18 protein-coding genes are annotated in these 21,365 nt (G+C 55.6%); 10 read left to right on the forward strand and 8 right to left on the reverse strand.

Annotated elements, in window-relative coordinates; all coding sequences use genetic code 11:
* Nucleotides 1-192 precede the first annotated feature (192 nt).
* The 3 genes from ABD971_RS34425 (at nt 193) to ABD971_RS34435 (ending at nt 3,153) form a co-directional block, all read left to right on the forward strand.
* Nucleotides 193-525, forward strand: a complete 333-nt coding sequence (locus ABD971_RS34425) for a HesB/IscA family protein (protein ID WP_339941422.1) — start codon at nt 193-195, stop codon at nt 523-525.
* 171 nt (nt 526-696) lie between these two features.
* Nucleotides 697-2,655 (forward strand): biosynthetic arginine decarboxylase, encoded by a 1,959-nt coding sequence (speA, locus tag ABD971_RS34430; protein WP_339941424.1) that lies wholly within the window; start codon nt 697-699, stop codon nt 2,653-2,655.
* Between the two features lie 99 nt (nt 2,656-2,754).
* Entirely contained in the window at nt 2,755-3,153 is a 399-nt protein-coding gene (locus ABD971_RS34435; RefSeq protein ID WP_339941426.1) for a ribonuclease E inhibitor RraB, read from the forward strand.
* Nucleotides 3,154-3,438: 285 nt separating this feature from the next.
* On the opposite strand, the gene dnaB is transcribed toward ABD971_RS34435, so the two are convergent.
* The 3 genes from dnaB to ABD971_RS34450 form a co-directional block, all read right to left on the reverse strand.
* The gene (gene dnaB / locus ABD971_RS34440; protein WP_339941428.1) at nt 3,439-4,881 is read right to left on the reverse strand and encodes a replicative DNA helicase; all 1,443 of its coding nucleotides are present in this window, start codon (nt 4,879-4,881) and stop codon (nt 3,439-3,441) included.
* A 127-nt stretch (nt 4,882-5,008) separates the two neighbouring features.
* Entirely contained in the window at nt 5,009-6,964 is a 1,956-nt protein-coding gene (locus ABD971_RS34445; protein ID WP_345328316.1) for a DnaA/Hda family protein, read from the reverse strand.
* Between the two features lie 624 nt (nt 6,965-7,588).
* Nucleotides 7,589-8,659 (reverse strand): GNAT family N-acetyltransferase, encoded by a 1,071-nt coding sequence (locus ABD971_RS34450; RefSeq protein ID WP_345328317.1) that lies wholly within the window; start codon nt 8,657-8,659, stop codon nt 7,589-7,591.
* Between the two features lie 184 nt (nt 8,660-8,843).
* On the opposite strand from ABD971_RS34450, the gene ABD971_RS34455 reads away from it, so the two are divergent.
* Both ABD971_RS34455 and ABD971_RS34460 read left to right on the forward strand, forming a co-directional pair.
* Complete coding sequence (locus tag ABD971_RS34455; protein ID WP_345328318.1) at nt 8,844-10,403, forward strand: PDZ domain-containing protein; 1,560 nt, start codon at nt 8,844-8,846, stop codon at nt 10,401-10,403.
* 143 nt (nt 10,404-10,546) lie between these two features.
* Complete coding sequence (locus ABD971_RS34460) at nt 10,547-10,786, forward strand: hypothetical protein (RefSeq protein ID WP_008692795.1); 240 nt, start codon at nt 10,547-10,549, stop codon at nt 10,784-10,786.
* A 137-nt stretch (nt 10,787-10,923) separates the two neighbouring features.
* Here the strand turns inward: ABD971_RS34460 and ndk are convergent, their stop codons facing one another.
* On the reverse strand, nt 10,924-11,382 hold the full coding sequence (gene ndk / locus ABD971_RS34465) for a nucleoside-diphosphate kinase (protein ID WP_339941446.1): 459 nt from the start codon (nt 11,380-11,382) through the stop codon (nt 10,924-10,926).
* 134 nt (nt 11,383-11,516) lie between these two features.
* Nucleotides 11,517-12,704, reverse strand: a complete 1,188-nt coding sequence (locus ABD971_RS34470; protein WP_345328320.1) for a retropepsin-like aspartic protease family protein — start codon at nt 12,702-12,704, stop codon at nt 11,517-11,519.
* 148 nt (nt 12,705-12,852) lie between these two features.
* On the opposite strand from ABD971_RS34470, the gene ABD971_RS34475 reads away from it, so the two are divergent.
* The 5 genes from ABD971_RS34475 to crtI all read left to right on the forward strand — a co-directional run bounded on the left by ABD971_RS34475 (nt 12,853) and on the right by crtI (nt 17,347).
* A complete protein-coding gene (locus ABD971_RS34475; protein WP_345328321.1) occupies nt 12,853-13,521 on the forward strand; it encodes a hypothetical protein in 669 nt (222 codons plus the stop codon).
* A gap of 145 nt (nt 13,522-13,666) precedes the next feature.
* Nucleotides 13,667-13,888 (forward strand): DNA gyrase inhibitor YacG, encoded by a 222-nt coding sequence (locus ABD971_RS34480; protein ID WP_339941452.1) that lies wholly within the window; start codon nt 13,667-13,669, stop codon nt 13,886-13,888.
* A gap of 327 nt (nt 13,889-14,215) precedes the next feature.
* The gene (gene greA / locus ABD971_RS34485) at nt 14,216-14,695 is read left to right on the forward strand and encodes a transcription elongation factor GreA (protein WP_339941454.1); all 480 of its coding nucleotides are present in this window, start codon (nt 14,216-14,218) and stop codon (nt 14,693-14,695) included.
* Between the two features lie 54 nt (nt 14,696-14,749).
* Nucleotides 14,750-15,463 carry a hypothetical protein gene (locus ABD971_RS34490; protein ID WP_339941456.1) on the forward strand — a complete coding sequence of 238 codons (714 nt, stop codon included), beginning with the start codon at nt 14,750-14,752 and terminating at the stop codon, nt 15,461-15,463.
* A 354-nt stretch (nt 15,464-15,817) separates the two neighbouring features.
* Nucleotides 15,818-17,347: a phytoene desaturase family protein gene (gene crtI / locus ABD971_RS34495; RefSeq protein WP_345328322.1), complete on the forward strand. Its 1,530-nt coding sequence runs from the start codon at nt 15,818-15,820 to the stop codon at nt 17,345-17,347.
* Nucleotides 17,348-17,362: 15 nt separating this feature from the next.
* Here crtI and ABD971_RS34500 read toward each other — a convergent pair whose 3' ends face one another.
* The 3 genes from ABD971_RS34500 to ABD971_RS34510 form a co-directional block, all read right to left on the reverse strand.
* The gene (locus ABD971_RS34500) at nt 17,363-18,574 is read right to left on the reverse strand and encodes a glycosyltransferase family 4 protein (RefSeq protein WP_345328323.1); all 1,212 of its coding nucleotides are present in this window, start codon (nt 18,572-18,574) and stop codon (nt 17,363-17,365) included.
* Between the two features lie 113 nt (nt 18,575-18,687).
* On the reverse strand, nt 18,688-19,968 hold the full coding sequence (rffA, locus tag ABD971_RS34505; protein ID WP_345328324.1) for a dTDP-4-amino-4,6-dideoxygalactose transaminase: 1,281 nt from the start codon (nt 19,966-19,968) through the stop codon (nt 18,688-18,690).
* A 358-nt stretch (nt 19,969-20,326) separates the two neighbouring features.
* The gene (locus tag ABD971_RS34510) at nt 20,327-21,355 is read right to left on the reverse strand and encodes an AAA family ATPase (protein ID WP_372726365.1); all 1,029 of its coding nucleotides are present in this window, start codon (nt 21,353-21,355) and stop codon (nt 20,327-20,329) included.
* Between the last annotated feature and the right edge of the window lie 10 nt (nt 21,356-21,365).

Below are 21,365 nucleotides of genomic sequence, written 5' to 3' on the forward strand. Positions count from 1 at the left end.
GAGCTCGATGGGCGAGTTTTGCAGCCATTCTCAGGCAATTCGCAATACTTGCATCTTGTCGAATCCCAAGCATTCCGAATACTATAAGGTTGACGGGTTTCTGGGAGGCTTCGGCATTACCATGGTAGACCTGAGTAGTTTACATTTCGAAACTCACCAGTCCGACAGGGCGTCCGAAGGAGTTTGACAACGATGGCAGTAAAATTAACCGAACGAGCCGCTGAAGAAGTGAAGCGGTTTCGCCAAGAGAATAACTTTGATGAGTCCACTTCGCTGCGAATCGGCGTTGCTGGCGGTGGTTGCAGTGGTTTCAACTACACGCTTGGATTCGACGACAAATTCGATGAAAAAGCAGACAGCAAGTACGATTGCCACGGCGTCGAGGTCATTGTCGACAAGAAGAGCGCGTTGTACCTCGATGGCACGACCGTCGATTGGTATTCGAGCCTCGAAAAGCAAGGTTTCACCTTCGAGAACCCCAATGCGGTGAAGAGCTGCGGTTGCGGTAGCTCGTTCCAGGCATAAGCTGCGCTGGATCACGCTCCATTTTAGACATGAAACGCCCTGTTGCTTTGCAGCAGGGCGTTTTCTTTTGGCGGTGTGTGTGTAAAAATCCGATCCTGGTTTGGCATCGCTGCGGGCAGTTTTTGATCCTGGCACGATCGTCCAACAACTCTTTAAGAGGTATCTGGCTGAATGAGCGTTGTAGCACCCAAGAAATGGTCCGGAGCCGATTCGGCGTCGTTGTACGAAGTCGACCGTTGGGGTGACGGGTATTTTCACGTCACAAAAGACAGCCGGTTGATGGTTTCACCCAGCCGAGATCCCGAGCAGGCGATCGACCTGAAGGAACTCGTCGATGGGCTGACCCAGCGCGGATTGGACCTGCCAATTCTGATTCGCTTTAACGGCATTCTGCGAGATCGTCTGAAACGGCTGAGCGAGAGCTTTGCTGATGCGATCGAAGAACATCAATACAACAATTCCTACCGCTGCGTGTTTCCGATCAAGGTGAACCAACAGCGTGATGTGGTCGAGCAGTTTGCCAAACACGGACGCGAGTTCGGGTTCGGAATCGAAGCGGGCAGCAAGCCCGAAATGTTGGCGGTGGTCGCGATGACCGACTCGGACACGCCGATTATCTGCAACGGGTTCAAGGACGACGACTTCATCCATCTCGCGATGCGGGCGCAGCAAATTGGGCGTACCGTCATCCCCGTGGTCGAAAAAGTCAGTGAGCTCGATCTGATCTTAAAACACTCCGAAGCGCTCGGAGTGCGTCCGACGATCGGCATGCGAGTTAAGCTTGCCACGCGAGGTTCGGGGCGTTGGCAAGCCAGTGGCGGCTACCGCTCGAAATTCGGGCTGACGGTGGCCGAAATGCTTCGCCAACTGCAAAAGCTCGAAGACCGAGGTATGGCGGACTGCTTCAAATTGCTGCATTTCCACGTCGGTAGCCAAATTACCCACATTCGCCAACTCAAAGCGGCGATTCTCGAAGCAGCACGTATCTACGTTGACCTGCATCGTCGCGGTGCGGGGCTCGAAATGTTGGACGTCGGTGGCGGGTTGGGCGTCGATTATGACGGATCGCACAGCGACAATGAATCGAGCATGAATTACTCGATGCAAGAGTATGCAAAAGACGTGGTCTATTTGGTGCAAACGGTTTGTGACGAAGCCGAGGTTCCGCATCCGGAATTGATCAGCGAAAGCGGACGTGCCGTCGCCGCGCATCACAGCGTGTTGGTGGTTAATACCTTGGGCGTGACCCAGCAGGGAAGCGTGCAGGATTTGCCTACGGACGTTCCAGATGATTACGAGCAACCAGTGCTCGATCTGTGGATCAGTTATCGTGATTTGACTTCCACTAACATGCTCGAGTCGTTCCACGATGCACAGACGTCGCTCGACCTGGCGATGAACTTGTTTAGCGGTGGATACTTACCGCTGGAACAACGTGTGGTCGCTGAGAATCTGTATTTTGCGATCTGTCACCGCGTGCGTGAATTCGCCAGCGAGCTCGAGCATGTGCCCGATGATGTCAAGCATCTCAATCGGTTGCTGTCGGATATTTACTTTGCCAACTTTTCGTTATTCCAATCCGTTCCCGACTCCTGGGCGATTGATCAGTTGTTTCCGGTGATGCCGATCCATCGTTTGGACGAACAACCGACACGGCACTCGGTGATCGGCGATATTACTTGTGATAGCGACGGCAAAATTGACAAATTTGTCGGCGGTGAAGGTCCTCAGCGTACGATCTTGCTGCACGAGTTTGAAAAGCAACAGCCCTATCAAATTGGCATCTTTATGGTGGGCGCCTATCAAGAGATCCTTGGGGATCTGCATAATCTGTTTGGCGATACCCATGCCGTGCACGTCGATTTGAACGGCGATGCGGTCAAGATTGAATCGATCGTCAAAGGGGACACCGTCAGCGAGGTGCTCGGCTATGTCCAATATGACGACAGAGAACTGATTCGGCGACTGTTAGACAGTATCGATGCGGCGGTCAGTAGCGGGAAAATTGACAACGCCCAAGCTGGCGAAATGCTTCGCTTCTACGAGCGTGCTCTAGGAAGCTATACCTACCTTTCCGAAAATGGTCACTCCTTGGCCCACATCAAAACGCCCACGGAAAACAATACCTAGACGCGATCCTCGTTGTCCTTGCGGCAATCGAGAACGCTTGGTTTTCCGTGGTGCCCTCTACGCTTCTCTCTTTCCCAACCTCTTTTAAGAAATACGTTTATGACGACTTATCCCGAAGATGCCGATGGTGCGGTACTGGCTAACCTTCAATCGCTTGGTGTCGACATGTCGGCTCCGCTGCTGATTGAGTTTGCGGTTGACGCGCCGGACGAAGCGTCGGCTCATCGGATCGAAAAGGCGCTCGTCGCCAAACAGTACGAGACCGAGGTTTACTACGACTCGGGCGAGCCTGACGAGGATGACGAAGAGGAACTTGAAGAGGACGACGAAGAATTTGGTCCCTCGTGGACGGTCTACGTCAACGTCACAATGGTGCCTGAATACGACGAAATTATTCGGATTCAAGCCGAGTTGGACGAATTGTCCAAGCCGCACGGCGGCCGCAGCGACGGTTGGGGCGTGATGATGGACGAAGAGTCGCTGCCTGACGAAATGTAGTCTGGCTGGAATTTCACTGTCGACTTCCTTGTCGAAGTCGACAGGTTTCACGAGGTGAATTTGGCTTTCCGCCTGTCAGGAATGTTTTGACTCATTCGTCTGTCCCACATTCGTCTGTCAACAATTACCTGTCGCTGCCTGCAACCCGCTGGTGCTTGTGGGCTAAGCGGCAGGACACCCGTCGCAGCCGTCGGTTTTCACAAGGTCAATGAGCGGTTGTCGATCAAGCGGTCGTGTATCGGTTGAATGACCGCCAACGGCTTGGAAAGCCGAGCGACAATCCGCTTAGAAGCCACCGGGGCTACTGAATTCGGCGTAGTCGTCAAATTCGTTGTGGCGTTCGGGCGCTCGGTCGCTAAACCGCGTAAAGTCGCCTTCCCAGCTAAGCGGGACGTTTCCAATGGGGCCGTTACGCTGTTTTGCCATGATGATTTCTGCTTGTCCGGCGTACTGAGCCTTGTCTTCACCGCGATGGTAATACTCTTCGCGGTGCACAAACATGACCACGTCGGCATCCTGCTCGATTGCCCCCGATTCCCGCAAGTGACTCAATTTGGGTTGGTGATCTTTGCTGTCTTCGGCTTGCCGGTTCAATTGAGACAAACACAGCAGCGGGGTGCTCAGTTCACGAGCCATCCCTTTCAAACGACGCGCGATCTTGGATACCTGCTCTTGCCGTGGGTCACGCGAGTTATCGGGTTCAATCAGCTGCAAATAGTCAATCACAATCAAGCCAAGCGCCTCTTCACGCCGCTTGATTCGCCGCGCGGCAGCCGCAATTTCGCTGACCGTTCGGCTGGGAGAATCGTCGACGTACAGCGGTGCTTCACTGATTTCATTGGCTTTTTGAATTAGCCGTTCGCGATCGTCCGACGAGATCGTGCCGTTACGCAGCCGGTGACCGTTCACCCGCGCCAGCGAACAGAGCATACGGTCGGCAAGCTCGATCCCGGACATTTCCAACGAAACGAACAGCACGGGAAGCCGTTGGTTGATGGCGACGTATTCGCCGATGTTCATCGCCAGCGCGGTTTTACCCATCGAAGGACGTGCGGCGAGAATGATCAGTTCGCCATTGTGCAATCCGCCGGTCATGTTATCGAACTCGGTGAACCCGGTTTCACAGCCTCCGTCGGTGTGTTCGCCGCTCATCCGCGCTTCCATTCGGTCCATGGCCGCATGCAGAATGTCGCTGATGCTGTGAACGGAATTACCCGACCGACCATCCATGATCGCAAAGATTTTTTGTTCCGCTTGAGCACACATTTCGCGTGCTTCGCTGTTCTGTTCGTACGAGTCGCGGAGGATCTCGGTGCTCGCTTCGATCAACCGGCGGTAGACCGCCTTTTCAGAAACGATCCCTGCGTAATAAACCGCGTGCGCCGCATTGGGGACCGCACCGGAAAGCTTGGCGAGGTACGCCGCCCCACCCACGTTCTCGTAATCGTTGGCTGTCCGCAGACGAGAAACCAGCAGCGTGATGTCGATCTTTTGACCTTGATCGTGCATCTCGCGAAGATGTTCGTAGATCTTTCGGTTCGCGTCGTCGAAAAAGTCCTCGGCACGTAGTGACGCAATGTCGTCACACACGATCGGCAGCAGCAGAATGCTTCCAATCACGCCCATTTCCGCTTCGAGGTCAAAGGGCGGTTGCCGCTGCAAAATCTCGCTAGCGCTGGCTTCTTTCTTCTTTTTTCGGCCTTTGAACTGAAAGTCGTCTGCGGTCAAGGTTCCGGTCCGTGGAGATTAGGAAACGAAGAGGCTAAGAGAGTCTTATTTGATAGGGCGATCGAGAATTACGCAACCTGAACTCCATTGAGGAGTTTTGCCCGACGGAGTCACCCCCCCGTGCAGCCTACGCCGTTCGCAATTGGTTTTCGATGCGGTCGATCGCTTCGCGAGCGGAAACCGAGGTCGGACCACGGCCGATCGCCTTGCCGCTCTCGAGCCACTTCTTCACGTTCTTTTCTGCTGCGATCGCCGTGCTGTGCGAGCGGCCGCCAAAGTGGTTGGCAATTTCGGCGTACGCGGATGAGGTTAATTGTCGTGACAAATACATGGCCAACATCCGAGGTTCGCAAACCGCACGGGCTTGGGATGAACCACGCAGATCTTCCAGCGGTACCTTAAAGGCTTCGCAAACCGTTCGCTCGATCGTGCTTAGCGTCACCGAGGCTTGCCCGACTCGCAGCAGGTTGCCGCCGAATTGACGGATCTCGTCCATGGTCGCCATGCGGCCAAACATTTTTTGTAGTGTGGCTACCAGGTTCACCATCCCGCTAAGCACACGTCCGTCGCCGGCGAGTTGAGCGTTGACTTCCGTGATCATCTCGTCCGGCCACTGGATCGAACATCGCTGCTGGACCAGACGTCGCAGCACCGTTTCGCGGGTCGTTGAGTCGAGCGAGTGCATCGGGCAAACCAAACCGCTCGCCATGCGTCCCGACAATTCTCGCGAAAGTCCTTCGATTTCCGAAGGAGCCTGGTTGGCTGTAAATACGATCGGACGCCCTGCTTCGATCAAGGCTTCGACGGTGTACAGCATTTCACGAAGCGTGGCACTTTTCGCACTCAGGAACTGGACGCCATCGATCAGCAGTGCGTCGACCTCGCGGTAACGTTTGCGGAAAGCGGGTAGCCCGGTGGTGCCGACCGATTTGCAGAAGTCATTCGTGAATTTTTCGCCCGACAATTGCACGACGGTCCGCATGCGGTGTCGGCGACGGAATTGGTCAGCGATCGCATTGACGAGGTGAGTCTTGCCGATCCCCGAAGGGCCGTACAGGAACAAGGGCGTTGCACTGCCGGGACTTTGGCACGCCATCATCACGGCGGTGTGGGCAAGTTGGTTTGAGGTTCCCGCGACAAAACTGCTGAGCGTCATCGCGTCGCGAGGCAGTGCTGGTTTGCCGTTTGACGAACCAGCATGCACGGCGGGCGAGGTGGTCGCATCGGGGGCGGCGGTGCCGGTCGGTTCAAAAATGGGAAGCGGCGGCTGGCTGCCATCGTCGACCGGACGCGATTTTTTGGGTTTGGGGGAACGAACGGATCCGGCTGCGATCAGCGACGACAATGGCTGTGCACTGGATCGTTTTCGTTGAGGCGATCCGTGAGTGTCACGAGCACGACGTGCGGGGGATTGCGTGCCGCGAGCCCTGGCCGGCGACGAAGCCCGCTCGGTCGCCGCTGCAGAGGGCTGAGCCATTGGTGCAGAGGCCACCGATCCAGTGCCCACCGGTGCAGCGCCCGTTGATACAGTGCCCGATGATAACGCGCCCATGGACACGCTCGTCAGCGTTTGAGGCGTCACCGCCGCGGCGGACGTCGATGATCCGCTGTCCTCCGAATCGTCGGACTCCAGTGGCAGTTCCACTTGCGTGGGTTCGGGGCGTCCAAGTTCGATTGCGACAGCCAATGTCGAACCACATGCCTGAGCCGCCGCTGCACGGATTTGTTGCAAAAAGTTTTGCCGCAAACGATCCAACGCAAATTGGCCACTGACCAGTACGACCAGGCGGGGGCCCGAGTCGAGCCGCGATGGGAGCGCGGCCGAGTCAAATGCGGCCGAGTCAAACGCGGGCGAGCCAAGCGAAGGCTGGGCAAGCGATTGCTCGCGTGCCTCGGCATGTTGCGAGTTCTCGGCAGCGTTCTCGCCACCCGCCGCTTTTGGGGCTGGGGTAGCTTGGACCGCGAAGGCGACTCCGTGCGTAAACCACATCCGGAATCGATCTGCACCGATACGCTCTTTCAAAGCTTCCTTGAATGTTTCGACAACAACCTTGTCGTCGATGCAGCCGTGCGGTGCAGACATACCGGTAGCGCAATCCTCCTTCATGGATATTTCGCGGTGCAACCAACACGCCACCACTCGGAAGGATCCGCTAACCGGATCGCCCAAATGAGGACGCGAAAATAGAATGCCGTTGGATGGCCGAGTCGGGAGTGCAGCCGAAAGCGTTGGCGATTTGAAATCGTGCCAACCTAGCTCCGCTGGGCGGCAACAGTGCCTTCCCAAACTCGAACGTTCACAAATAACTTCTCGCGATCAAAGGACTCTTTCTTAGAACCCGCCTCATGCTTTTTCAAAGCACACTGTCTCGTTCGCGTGAGGCCAGATTCTATGGTTGCTAGCATCGAAGTCAAATACCTCTGCACCTTCAATAAGAAGATTTCTTTAGCGCAATGCTCTGACGTCCGCACAATCCAAAAAAGACCACGATACGGCACTCTCGTTTTGTGGCACCCTAGCGTGTTCGGAGCGGTCGTTAGACTGGGTACGTTTGTGGAAAATATGTCGATAACAGAAACCTCACGGGAACTTCATTTTTATCTTGCTGCCGTAACGGCTTTCGCATCAATGGCTTATGGGCAAGCCGCTAGCCGAATCGGCGTTTTTTACGACCCTGTGGCCTTGTCAGTGAGATTTTGCTTTCAATTACAGCGACTTCACCCACACCGATTCCTCCAGCATCGGTTGAAGTCCAAAAGCGCGGTACAAATCGCTGGCAAAGTCATTTTGCTGGTCCACTGCCAAGATTAAACGACTGGCGTCAAACCCCTCGGCAGTCGCGATCACCGAGCGGATCAAATCGATCCCTAATCGCTGACCCCGGACGCTCGGAATCAGCCCCATGTAAACGAGCTCGACGACTTCATTTGAACTCACAGCATCGTTACCGCTTTCCGAACTTGGGTTCGTGTTATTTCGCTTCGCGTTGTGGCGGGCCAAGATTGCTACCCCAATCGGCTTGTCGTCGTTTTCCATAGGAGTGGTTGGCCAGACGGTGAACCAGCATTCCGGAGCAAAGGAGGCGTTGCTCTGGTATCCCGCAATCGTTTGTTCAGCCGAACGGTAATCCAGCAATACGGGGCAATCGAGCGTCTCGACGTACGTTTGCTCGACGAGGTCCGTGAACATCGTCAGCGCGGACTCGTTATTCCAGTCCATTGGTGAAAGCCGCAATCGTGGCGGCTTGATGTCGTGGCGGGATGTCTTCTCCGCTGCCGACTGGAGCGACTTGGTCATGTATTCGAGGTCGGCCACCCAGCGGAACCCGAGTCCTTCGAACCATGCCTCGGCAACCTCAGTCAGACTAAATCCATCACAGGCCCATTGAACGAAATGGACACCTCGTTGGGAAAGTGTCTCGTCGAGTTGTTTTTTTATTATCTCGATGATCCCCGCTCGGTCTGATGCCGCGACTTCGGTCATCCAGCCAGCGTGCAGCAGCGTCGCCGAATCGTTGGATGCAGTTGCCGATTCACCGTGCTGCAGTGGCAGAATCGCGATTGCGGCGGCCAGCGGCTTGCTAGCCGCTTCATTCGTGGACGAATCTTGGTCGATCGCGGTCACAATCAAAACACTGTCCTGGTTCCCGTCGTCCAGCAGACCTCGGATCTGATCGACCACAATTTGGGCCCGACCGATGGAAAGATCCTGCAATAAATTGGGCAAAATCGCTGGCAGATCGTGAATGGGGGCAAGTTGAGGGCAAATCGTAGGCATGTCAGCTCTTTTGGGTCCGGTTTATGCAGGGTTCAGTGCGAGCTTGATTTCAAAGCAACCAACGGGGGGCGTCGTAAAGCTCGCAAACCCCAATCAGCCCCTGACCCTATCAGATTGGTCACCCGCTCCGTATGATATGGGCTTGATTTTAACGGTAATACGGGACAGTCAGTTGAGAGAAATGATGAAGAGCAAACGTCACTACGCACCTTTCTTGGCCATTGCGGTTGCGATTGGATTTGCCACTTTTGTGAGTGAGAACAACGCTCACGCTCAGCTCTTTCCACGCTTGCGTGCTCGTTTGGAGCCCTTGTTGCAGCCTCAGCCTCTTCCCAATCCAGCGGTGCAGCCGAACCCGGCGGCCGTGCAGCCTCAACCGAGGGCTCAAACGCCGCTGCGTCCGGTCCAACCGATCGTTCGTCCCCGCACGATCACGCCGCCCGTCACCTCGCGCCCCGCAGCGACACCCAGCGGCGGCTCGCTCGGAGTGGACGTCGAACAGATGAACGTTGCGATGCAGGGATTACGAGTGACTCGCATTTCTGCGCATTCGCGTGCGGATGACGCGGGACTTCGCGAGGGAGATATGATCGTTGCGATTGATGGGCAAGAGACACCGACGATCCAATCGGTCGTTGCGGTATTAAGCCAACGGCGTGCGGGCGAATCCGTAGTCGCGCGAGTGATTCGCGGTCGACAAATCGGCCAGCTGACGATCCCGTTGGTGGAAAAATCAATCAGCGACAATCCCGTGGCTTCCGCCAAACCAGCCACCTCGCAACCGGAACGTCGCCAACCCAAAGTCGCGTCAAACCCCACCGAGCCTGCGAAATCGGTGCTGGTTCCCAACGAACCGGCTGTATCGGTCCCCGCAGACACTCCCTCTTCGGTGGCATCGTCTTCGGTGGCATCGTCTTCGGTAGCATCCGATTCAATGTTGAAGCGTTTGGGGATCGCAGTCGAAGATGCTCAAGTGGTGCGAGGCGCTGTGGTTACGGAAATTCAATCCGAATCGGTTGGTGAGCGATTGGGGTTTCAAATTTCGGACCGGATCGTCTCGGTGGATGGCGAGTTTGTGTTTACCGCCCAACGTTTTGAATCTCGTCTGCAGCAGTGGGACGCGGACAAACCACTGAAATTGCAACTGATTCGCGATGAACGTCTGCTGACGCTTTCCTTGGATCCCGCCAGCACGCTGGGCGGCGATACGGTTGCCAAATCGACCGGGGGCAAACCGGGCGAGGCAAGCGGCAACCCGGGTGACGGTGGCGGCGACGCGGGGTCAATGCTCGAAGGGGTCGGAGCCGCTCTAGGGAACTTCTTGGCGGGGCAGAAAAAACAGACCAGCGATGCGGCCAGCGGCAAGACTTCGTCGGCACCCACTGCAAAATCTTTGACCCCACCCGACCCAGTGGCAAAAGCGGCCGCTGCCATGGATGCCGATCCATTGGCATTTGGCGATGAAGAGGCGATCGATCAAGCCGCTTTCGAAGAATTAGCGACGCCCAAGGTGGCTCCGGTCGAGCGAGCATTTGATACCGATCCGTTGACGCGTCGCCGGTCGGAGACCAAATCCAAAGCGGATTCGCCATCTAACGAAATGCTCGAGTTGCCTGCAGGAAAGGTTTCTGCTGCTCCGTCCGGCGATGTCACCAGCAAGCGGGGCAAGGAGTTAGAGGCCGAAATTGAGCGGCTGGAACGCCAACTCGAAGAAATGAAAGCAAAGGCGGCTGAGAAAAAATAGCCGTTTGTGGTGGTCCAAAGTAAAGATGTAACGGTTGTCTGGACGATACCGGATGTGACGAGACTTGCTGCAATGTGGATTGCAGCAGTCGAATCGTCATGAAACGCACCTGACAACTCGCCGGAAATCACGAAGGCACATCAATGAGCCGCACGTCGAAGCAACAACGCCTGACTCGTTTGGCTGTAGCCACCGTACTCTCGGGGGCCTGTGTCATCTCGACCACGGGATGCCAAGTCGCTCTGAATGGTCAAACGCTACCGAGTCCTTACTACCTGCAGGACGATGTCCAGTACTTCCCCGCAGGTCCTGAATTTAAACTGCCGCGTGAAGCAGCCGCTTTGAAGGCGGCTCGCGCTGAAGAAAAACTCAATCAGCGATAACGGTCGACACAAACGCACTTGTATCGGGGCCTTCGCGAGCGTAGTCCGCTCGCGTTGAATTTGCTGCATGGCGTGTTTGCGACGACACGCAAAACAGCCGCGAGATTACTCGTCAGTGAGACGACACTCCTGTGAGACTACTCGTCGGTGGCTCGCATGAACGCGGTCATGACCGAGTCGTAGTCGCACAACTCTTCATCGCGGAAATAGAGCTTCAGCTCTCGCTTGGCCGATTCTTCGGAGTCGCTGGCATGAACCAGGTTCATTTGCCGGCTGCTGCTGAAATCACCACGAATCGTGCCTGCCGCAGCTTTCAGTCCGTTGGTGGCGCCCAACATATCGCGGACCACTTGGATCACATCCAATCCGTCGATGGCGAGGGCCACGACGGGGGCTGCGGTGATAAACTCTTCTAATCCGCTGTAAAACGGCTTTTCGACGTGTTCAGCGTAGTGTTGCTGCGACAATTCAGGAGTCACGCGAAGCATTTTCATGCCCACGACGTGAAGCCCCTTCGCTTCGAATCGAGCGATCACTTCGCCCATCAAACGGCGTTGAACACAATCAGGTTTTAACAGTACCAATGTACGTTGCATCGAACAGCAGACTCCGCGCCAGCATGCAAAAGTGAGCCGGCAATATCGAGGAACAAAATTGAAGTTCCGGGATTATCGACACCAATCTTGCGAGCGCGAAGCGGGGGCGCGAAAAGGTTTATCGGCCCGCCCAGCTAGTCCGCAGCGACTCGCAGCAGCGTGATCGTTTTTTCGCTCGCATTGATCTCGAATTTGAAATGCTGCAGAAAGCTCATTCCCAGCAGTGGTTCTGCGTCGGTGGCGACCGAGTCGAGAATCGCCGCTTCGACGTTTTCGGCTTCGAATTCGCCGATTCGAACGCGAGGCAGCACGACGGCACGGGCCGGAATCGTCCGCCCATCCGCCATCACCAGCGTGACTTGGCGAGCATCTACGGGCACTTCGATTCCGAGTTCCACGGCGGTTTTGGCGGGCAACGTCACCAGCGACGCACCGCTGTCGACGATCATGTGCGTCGGCTTCGAGCCCACCACGACGGTCACCCCCAGCGATCCGCCAGGGCCGGGGATCAGCGTGATCGATTCGCGAAAAATCTCTTGCTCGACCCGTTCGAGCCGTTTGTCGATCGATTTCAAGATCATCGCCGCCGACAACTCGCGGGGCGTCTCGAAGTTGATGGCCATCACTCGCAGGGCGATTTGCGTCTCCTTTTTTTGCAGCGATTCGGAAATCGCATCGTGCAGTTTTTCATAATCGGATCGGATCGCGAGCACGGTTTCAGCGTATTCGGTTTCCGCCGCCGTCAATTTGGCTCGTTCGGCTGCAAGTTGTTCTTGCAGCGTGGTGCGGTTGGTCATCGCGGTTCGAATCTGAGCACGAGCCGCTTCAATCAATCCAACCAGCCGGTTGTTGGCTTGCACATTGATTCCCGCGACGCGGGCCAACTGCAGATTTAACTCGCCCACCTGAGCGTTCATTTGCTGTAATTGATTGCGATTCAAGTCGACTTTCGCCTGGGCTGCCTTCCACGACTGCTGAATCAATTTCAATTCACGCTGCTGCCGCGTCAAACTGGTCAAAGCACGCGAAATTTCGGTTGAATGAGTGGGCTGGATCGTTTTTCCACTCTGGCGGAGCCCTTCAGCTTCGAGGATTTTCTCAGCCTTTTGCACCACTTCGGGACTATATTTTGCCTCGTCGGCGGCGAGGAGTAGCGGCATATCGGTTAAAACAAGGATGGCCAGACACGCCATCCCGGCGTATCGCAAGACGAAGGGCGATACCCGGTGCGATTTAGCTTTGTTTGCCGCGGACTTGCCGTAACGCGTTGGCGAGCAACAGGTTTCGGGAGAACAGGTGTCGGGGGAACAAAGAATTCGCATGGTGATCCTATTGAATGTCCGCGAATCGAGTTTGGGGGGGAGTTCGGATCCCATTGTAGCCTCGGCTCCGCGCCGATGGGTCGTTTCTTTCACGGGGTGTCGTTCTTTCTCGCGGTGTCGTGCCCTTTTTCGGCAACTTAGAATTCTTTTGCCGATCTTAGCGGTCGTCGCGGCGGGCGATGCGTATTGCCAATCGCCGCCCCGTACCACGGCGACGTCAACGAATTCACCCGCGTCGCTCAGCACGCTGAGCCAAACCGCGACGACGCTGCTGCGAACGCAAGCGACTGCGAATGAACCGCGAGAAAGTGAATTGGCGTTAACGGCGCTTTGCGATTTTTACGTTTTGATGCGGAGCGACCCCCGTTATTCGAGCAGCGACATGCTTCGCGGGGACGCCGCCAAAGTGCGTCGTCGGTTGATCAAGTCGGCACACCACATCGAACATCGTTTACGGCGAGCGGGGATCCCGCGTCCACCAACACTGTCCGCTGAAGTGGATACGATGCTCCGCGAGAGTGCCCATGATTTCAAGTCCGGAAAGCGAACGCGGTTGAGTGATTGGCAGGATGCAGACGTGGCGGTGTCGCAGCCGAGCGAAGCGGCGGCGGTCGGCGGGCGCGCAGGCGGCGCGGTGCAGGATAACGGATGGCAATTGGTGGAATTGATCGAGCGAGTGGTGGCTCCCCAGTTTTGGGATTCACAAGGCGGCGCCGGGACGATTCAGTATTACGCGATGCGTCGGGTATTGGTCGTGCGAGCCACCAGCGATGTCCACGAACAAATTCGCGACATGTTGATTGCGTTGGGGTGGTAGCCGCTGCAAGCGGTGTCGTTACGATGGAGAATGATGGCGTGCCTAGTAATTGCGACTTGGCCGCAGTGTGAAAGTCGGCAGTGTGAAAGTCGATCGCAACGAAAGTTGCAGCAACGAACGTTACGGTTTATTCCATTTAGAGCGTATGAATAAGAAAACTGATTCGATCAACGAACCTGTGATGAAGTTGACCTGTCCGACTTGCAGTAAGCGGTTTTTGGTGGACGAAACACCGACGCCGCCGTTTTGCTGCGAGCGGTGCCAGCTAATCGATTTGGGCCGTTGGCTTGGCGAAGAAATTGGTCTGCCCTACGAAGGCGATCCTGAAGGGACACCGGTCGAGTACCGCGATCCGCCCAACGATTGATGGCGGCGGGACAGATTCTCCAAAGTCAAATCCCCCAAAGTCAAATGCGATAAGTGAATCGCTGCCCTTGAATCTCAGTGCAGCAGAATTTCTCGCTCTGCCACGCTCCGCTTCGCTGCTTGCATCTTTACAAGAGCTTCGCCACAGGCGAAAATGGCCGATTGCTAACGACAAGAACCTTTCTCAGCCGAGGCGGCTTGGGGAAGGTTTTATTTTGGCCGTTGCGGATTCCACTGGCTGCTAGCAATTTTGCTTCTACTGTTGAATCCATTCCATCGATTTGTCGAACACGATTCTTAAAAACCATTCTCACGAGGATTTCCCACCATGCATGACTCAGTGCCGATGACACGGGAGGGATACAACAAGATCAAAGCGGAAATTCATCGACTTGAAAATGTCGAGATGCCGTTGATCACGGAAAAGATTGCCGAAGCGCGCGCCGAAGGCGACTTGAAAGAGAACGCCGAATACCACGCCCAACGTGAAAACCAAGGGATGGTGATGGCGAAGGTCAACGAATTGAAAGACAAGATCGCACGCGCCTCGATCGTCGATATCTCGCAGTTGCCCAAAGACGAGGTGGTCTTTGGTTGCAAGGTCACGGTCGAAGATTTGGCCTACGGCGACGAAGAGCAATTCACGTTGGTTGGCGCTGGCGATGAGGACTATGACTCGGGGAAAATCCTGGTAACCAGTCCCTTTGGTCAAGGTTTGATCGGCAAAAAGGTGGGCGAGACGGCTGAGATCGAAGCGCCCGCCGGCAAGCTGAAGTTCAAGATCTTGAAGATCGAATTGGATATGTAGTTCGCATCTTGTTCGCCGCGTCTGCGCGAACATTCTTCCTTGGCATTGCTTCCCATGTCCGACTCTGATCCCTCCGACGTCAACCAATCGGCCGCTGATACTCCCGCTGCACCAACGGCGGAGGAGCAGGGGCCGGGTTGGATGCCCGCGATTTTGGCAGCCACGTTACTGATGGGGATGGCCGGCTTTATCTTTTGTGGCGTCTCGACTTGGTTCTTGTTTCAAAAACGAGGCGAGATGGCGGTGCGGACAATCCGCGGCAGCTATATCCCCGATATCGAACAGAGTCGGTTGTCGCCCGAGCAAAAAAAGTTGATCGTCAAACGACTCGAGACGTTTGCTGGATCGGTTGAACGCAAAGAATTCGAAAACTGGCAAGCCTCTGGCGTGATGCAGCGTTTGCAACGTCTGCCTGTGTTGCAGTGGGGTGAATTGGCGGCGGTGGAATCGTTCGTGCAGCAACAAGATGAAGGGGACACCGAAGAGTCTTTGAAACAGATCTCGCGGCTCCGCCGTGCCACCGAACTTGATAAGGCGACTTCGTTCGATTTCGAAGACGTGTTGTCCCCGGTTCACGAACCGGCTGACAATGCACTAGGGCGACAATTAATGCAGCCACTCACCAATGCCGCGGTCAACGAAGTGATCGTGCGAGCAAAGTTGGTTGCCGATCGCAGCGAAGTTCCCGATGAGATGTTTACCGACATCGCGATCGATGCCATCGTGCAGGAACAAATCAACGCGGGGATCGCCGAAGGCGGCTTCTAAATCCCAAAGCCTTCATTTCCGTCCGTTGCTCGCTCACGCGTTCTAAAGTCGTTAACCATTTTGACGCTAACCACGGTTTCGTCACCACTGAACCGGCAGCTGTCGCCCGAGCGGCTAACATAACAGCGGTGATGTCTTACTGAACCGGCATTCGCTGACGACCCGGAGTGACTGAAAATCCGCAACTTCAAATTGACGCGTTGGGTTGTGATGATGATGGATCCGCGGCCCAGAGAATATCGCGGTTGTCATGCCGCATGCGATTTCATCACTTGGCGCCCCTTTCCAAAGCGGCTGATGCCTCTACAGTAACCCGGCGGTTGCTCGGGTATGAATTGGAAAAGGAACGCGGTTTTGTCATCTCGTAAAGTGGTTGTCGTAGGCGCAGGGCCTGGAGGGCTTGCCGCTGCGATGCAGTTGGCGTTCGCGGGCTGCGACGTCACGGTGCTCGAACGGCATGGGGCTGTCGGCGGCCGCACGTCCGCAATCCAGGCCGATGGGTTTCGTTTTGATTGTGGACCCACGTTCTTTCTGTACCCCCGCGTGCTCTCGGAAATCTTTCGCAGCGTTGGCTACGATTTGATGGAAGAAGTGCCGATGATCCGGCTCGAGATGCAGTACCGGTTGACGTTTGGCAAGGGAGGGCAGCTCGATTGCAGTAGTGACATCGATGCGATGGACCGCCAGATCGCAGAGCTCAGTCCTGGGGATGTCGGTGCGTTCCGGCGTTTTTTGGATGACAACCGGGTGAAGCTCGAGAAGTTCCGTCCGATCCTAGAGTCTCCCTTTCGTTCACCACTCGATTTGTTTCGGCCTTCGGTGTTGTCGGCGGTTCCTTATTTGAATCCGCAGCGATCACTTGCCAGCGAGCTGCAGCGTTATTTTACCGATCCTCGGCTGGTGATCGCGTTTGGGTTCCAAGCCAAGTATCTCGGGATGTCGCCGTTTCAGTGCCCAAGTTTGTTCAGCATTCTGTCGTTTCTTGAATACGAGTACGGTGTCTGGCATCCCATCGGTGGTTGCAATCAAGTCAGCGAGCGGATGGCCGAGGTCGCTCGATCCTTAGGCGTGAAGATCCGCCTTGACGAACCGGTCCAATCGATCGAATTGGAGGGGCGTCGTTTAACCGCGGTGCATACGAAGCGAGATCGCTATGCTGCCGATTCGTTTGTTGTCAACGCTGATTTCGCGGACTGGATGACTCGCCATGTGCCAAACGAAGTGCGACGACGTTGGAATGACAAGGCAATCGAAAAGAAAAAGTTTTCCTGCAGCACGTTTATGTTGTACCTGGGAATCGAAGGATCTTATGACGAGCTTCCTCATCACAACATTCACATCAGCCGAGATTACGAACAGAATCTGAAGGAGATCGAAACCACACACACTCTCAGTGAGGATCCGTCGTTTTACGTTCAAAATGCTTCGGTGACCGATCCCTCGCTGGCGCCGCCCGGATGCAGCACATTGTATGTGTTAGTGCCGGTGACCCATCAGCATGAAAACGTCGACTGGGCAGCCGAAGGGGACGCGTTTCGTGACCGCGCGCTTGACTGTATGGCACAGATCGGGTGTGGTGACGTTCGCGACCGAATTCGTTTCGAACATCGTATCACGCCCGACGATTGGCAGCAGCGTTACGGGGTTTACCGCGGCGCGACCTTCAATTTGGCTCACAATCTTGGCCAAATGCTACATCGACGTCCCGGCAATCGTTTCGAGGATCTGCAGGGCGTTTACTTGGTCGGCGGCGGAACGCACCCTGGTAGCGGATTGCCGGTGATCTATGAATCAAGCCGTATTACCAGCCGGTTATTGCTGAACGACCTTGGCGTCGATGCGGATTTTATCGACCACCACGAAGCAACGCCGCTGCATCGATAAGATTAAGGACAAGCTCTATGGACTCGACGGACAATGATGGTCGCGAAAGTTCGCCAAGCTATGTTCGGACAACCACTGTTGGTCGTCGGCGTTATTGCGTATCCAGCGGGAAACGAGGTCGCCCCATTTGACCGGCAATCGGAGCCGTTTCCATGTCGCGTGCGAGGCGGCGGAGATTGACTCGTAAAGTTCCGCAGTGGTCAGCACTTGTTCAATGCAGCCTGCCATTTGTACCGCATCTTTCTGAGGAAACAGCATCGCGTTTTCACAATGCTTCAAATGGCTGGTGAACATCGGGTGATCCGACGCAATCGTTGGCGTGCAAGCACGCAGCGCATGGTGGATGACAAGCGGGAATCCTTCGGGGTAATCATGCCGGCTCGGCACGATGACAAGATCGCACTCGTTCATCAGCGGTTCAATGGAATCGCTAGGCATTAGCCCCATCAGTTCAACGCGATCTTGGACGTCATACCGCGTGCAGTGGTCGCGTGCAAAATTTGCGGTGTCTGGTCCCACCAATTTCAGTGTCACCTTGAAGGATCTCGATTTCAAAATGGCGACCGCTTCGATCATTTCCGCCACCCCTTTGCCCTCCGACACCGTGCCGACGTAGCACAGCGTAAAGTGGTCTCGGTTACTTGGAGACGGCTTTGCCGTGAACCGGCCAGGGTCGGAATCGATCAGGTAATCCCAGGGAATAATTTTCTCGGGTTTGACGCCAAGTCGTGCGAGTTCACGTGACGAATTGATGCCGTAGCTGCCCACCCAGCGAAAATTTTCTCGGTTGAGCGCTCGCGCCGTTCGCCGTGCTTTGGCTTCACGAACGATGTTTCGGGGGAATCCACATTTTTCGCGGGCCAGCGTGTTCGCGAAGGTTGTGATGGTCTGGATTCGCTGTTTGGCGATCCAGCGAATCACAGTCTGGTCGATCGGATGGACGGCGAGATGAGTCGGCTGGATTTGCGAAATCCGTTCGATCATCGTCGCAGAATTGGCGCCGCTGGCCAGTCCTGCACCGATCGCGCGGACTCCATTGGGCAACACCTCGTCATACGGTTCGTCGGTCGTTGACGTCATCACGGCGAACTCGTCGACCAATTTGCTTAACGCAGCATACGAATCCATCGAATACCGCTGAGCGTGATAGGTTTCTAAACCTCCGGCAGCAAGCCGATGATAGGTCTCACGCACATCCCCGGCGTGGTGCACAAAAAGCAGACGCAATGGACTCGACCCCTGGCGTGAATCAAGAAGTGGATAGACTGCAAAAACAGGAAGTCGGGATCAATCGCGTTGCTCGATCATCAACGACCGTTCCAGGCGGATCGTTCGCCTGCTCAACCCCAATCATCAAAGTTCTTCAGCGCTCGGGTGACTCTGGCCGCTTGGTCCAGTGACAAACCGGTGTAAAAGGGAATGCGAAGTAGTCGGTCCGCCGCTTTTTCTGTGACGGGACAATCCCCAAGTCGGTAACCGTAATCTTGGCCCATCGCCGAGCTATGCAGCGGTTGATAATGAAACGCCGCGCTGATTCCGCATCCCCGCAAATAATCGGTCAATCGCGTTTGTACGTCCAGCGATGGAACCATCATCCAAAACAAATGGTAAGCGGACTCGCAGTCCGCAGGAATGGTTGGCAACTGCACGTCATGTGCTTGTGCCCATGACGAGAGTTCGGCCATATAGAACTCGTGCAGCGATCGCCGATGTCGCTGGACAAAATCGTGTTCGCGAAGTTGGACCCACAAGTGGGCTGCCAGAATATCCGACGGTAAATAGCTCGATCCTTTGTCGCACCACGTATAGCGGTCGACCTGACCACGGAGGAACATCGCACGATTGGTTCCTTTTTCGCGAATGATCTCCGCTCGCTCAGCAAACTCGGGTTCGTTGATCAACAACGCGCCTCCTTCGCCACACGAGTAATTTTTGGTTTGATGAAAACTCGCCGTTCCGAACCTTCCGATGGTGCCGAGTGCCTGACCGCGATAATAGCCAAAGATCGCGTGTGCGGCATCTTCGATCACGGCGAGGTGATGGCGTTCGGCAATCGCATTGATCGTCGCCATCTCGCACGCCACCCCAGCGTAATGGACCACCGCAATCGCACGCGTTCGCGGTGAAATCAGCGATTCGATCGCCGCTTCGTCAATATTCAATGTGTCGCTGCGTACATCGCAAAATATCGGTCGCACACCGAGGTTGGTGAACGCATTGGCAGTAGAGACAAACGTGAACGAAGGCATGATGACTTCGTCGCCTGGCTGCAAATCGAGCAGCATCGCAGACATCTCGAGTGCCGAGGTGCATGACGTCGTCAACAACGCCTTCTTGCACTGCAATTTCTCTTCTAACAGCGTGTGGCACTTTCGCGTGAACGGACCATCGCCGCAAAGTTGGCCCGACCACAAGACTTTAGAGATCATTTCGAGCTCATCGCCAAACACATAAGGCTGGCAAATTTCAATCGGCTCGCTTTGATGCGTAAGCGATTCTGCGTCGAAGAGCGGAGGGGCGTGCCCGTTTCGGGCGTTCTGAATTCGCGTCGACGGTGAAACCGTTTGCGATGGTGAGTGTTCGTTCCAAGGGGTGGCGTCGCCGTTTAGCTCTGTGTGCATGGTGAAGACACTGCCGATCCATATAAACAAAGGTGAATCATCGCTGTTTGCAAACGTTATGCGGTGGTCAAGGTGGCTGCGATCAATGGTGAGGGCTTAAAGGGTCCGCAAAAACGGGGCCAAACAGCCTTTTGCATGCGAGGCCATTGCAGGGGAGTTCTGTCTGCAATGCTGGCTTTTGCAGAGGAGACTATTGGAGGATCCTTTTGTCTGGGGGGTATTGTATAGCCTTGGCGCCAGCGTCGGCAACTAAGAAATAGCGGCGGTGTAAAAAAGGGGCTCTTTTGCTCACCATCGTTCTTGGTTGGGGGGCGTTGTGCCCTCCGCCACCAACAACGATACATGAGACGCAAGCGACTTACAAAACTTTTGTTGTTTTTTTAGACGCTTCGCGAATCATTCGCAAAATCAGATCATCGACGGTGATGCCGTCTGCCTCAGCTGCAAAAGTCGGTACGACGCGATGGCGAAGCACGGGCAGTGCAAGAGCTTGCACGTCTTCGATGGCAACACTGGGGCGCCCATGAAGCAGAGCTCGCGCCTTCGATGCAAGCACCAATTGTTGGCTGGCGCGTGGCCCTGGCCCCCACTGGATCAGTTCCTTCGCCCACATGGCGCAATTTTCGTCTTGCGGCCGTACGGTTCGCACCGCATCGAGCACCCAGTCTTTCACATGGGGCGGCAGCGGCACGTTGCGGACTGTGTTTTGAAACTGAACGATGTCTTCACCGCTGATCACCGGCTCGACCGTGCTCTTGAACGTCGATGTCGTGCGGTCAACGATCTCGGATTCTTCATCGCGACTTGGGTAGCCCACCACGACATGAAACAGAAAACGATCGCGTTGGGCTTCCGGCAACGGGTAGGTGCCTTCCTGTTCAATCGGATTCTGCGTGGCCAACACAAAGAAAGGCTCGTTTAGCCGATACGTGGTGCCCGCTGCGGTCACCTCGTGTTCTTGCATCGCTTCGAGCAGTGCAGCCTGAGTTTTTGGCGGCGTCCGGTTAATTTCGTCCGCCAACAACATTTGAGTGAAGATCGGGCCCCGTTCAAACTTGAATTCGCGACGTCCCGTGGCCGGGTCCTCTTGAATGATTTCGGTGCCGGTAATGTCGCCCGGCATCAAATCGGGCGTGAACTGAATTCGCCGAAACGACAACTCCATTGATTCGGCGAGCGTGCGGATCATCAACGTCTTGGCCAGCCCCGGGACTCCTTCGAGCAAGCAGTGGCCGCGAGCGAGAATGGCGATCAGCAATTGCTCGATCACCTCGTCTTGCCCTACGACAATCCGGGCAACTTGTTCTCGAACCCGGTTACAGGCATGCACCAACCGTGTGGTGGCGGCGGCGTCGTTCGAAGGCTCAATCGGGGGCGGTTGGACCAAGGCAAGTTTC

The organism is Novipirellula rosea, from assembly GCF_039541335.1.
Lineage (GTDB): Bacteria > Planctomycetota > Planctomycetia > Pirellulales > Pirellulaceae > Novipirellula > Novipirellula rosea.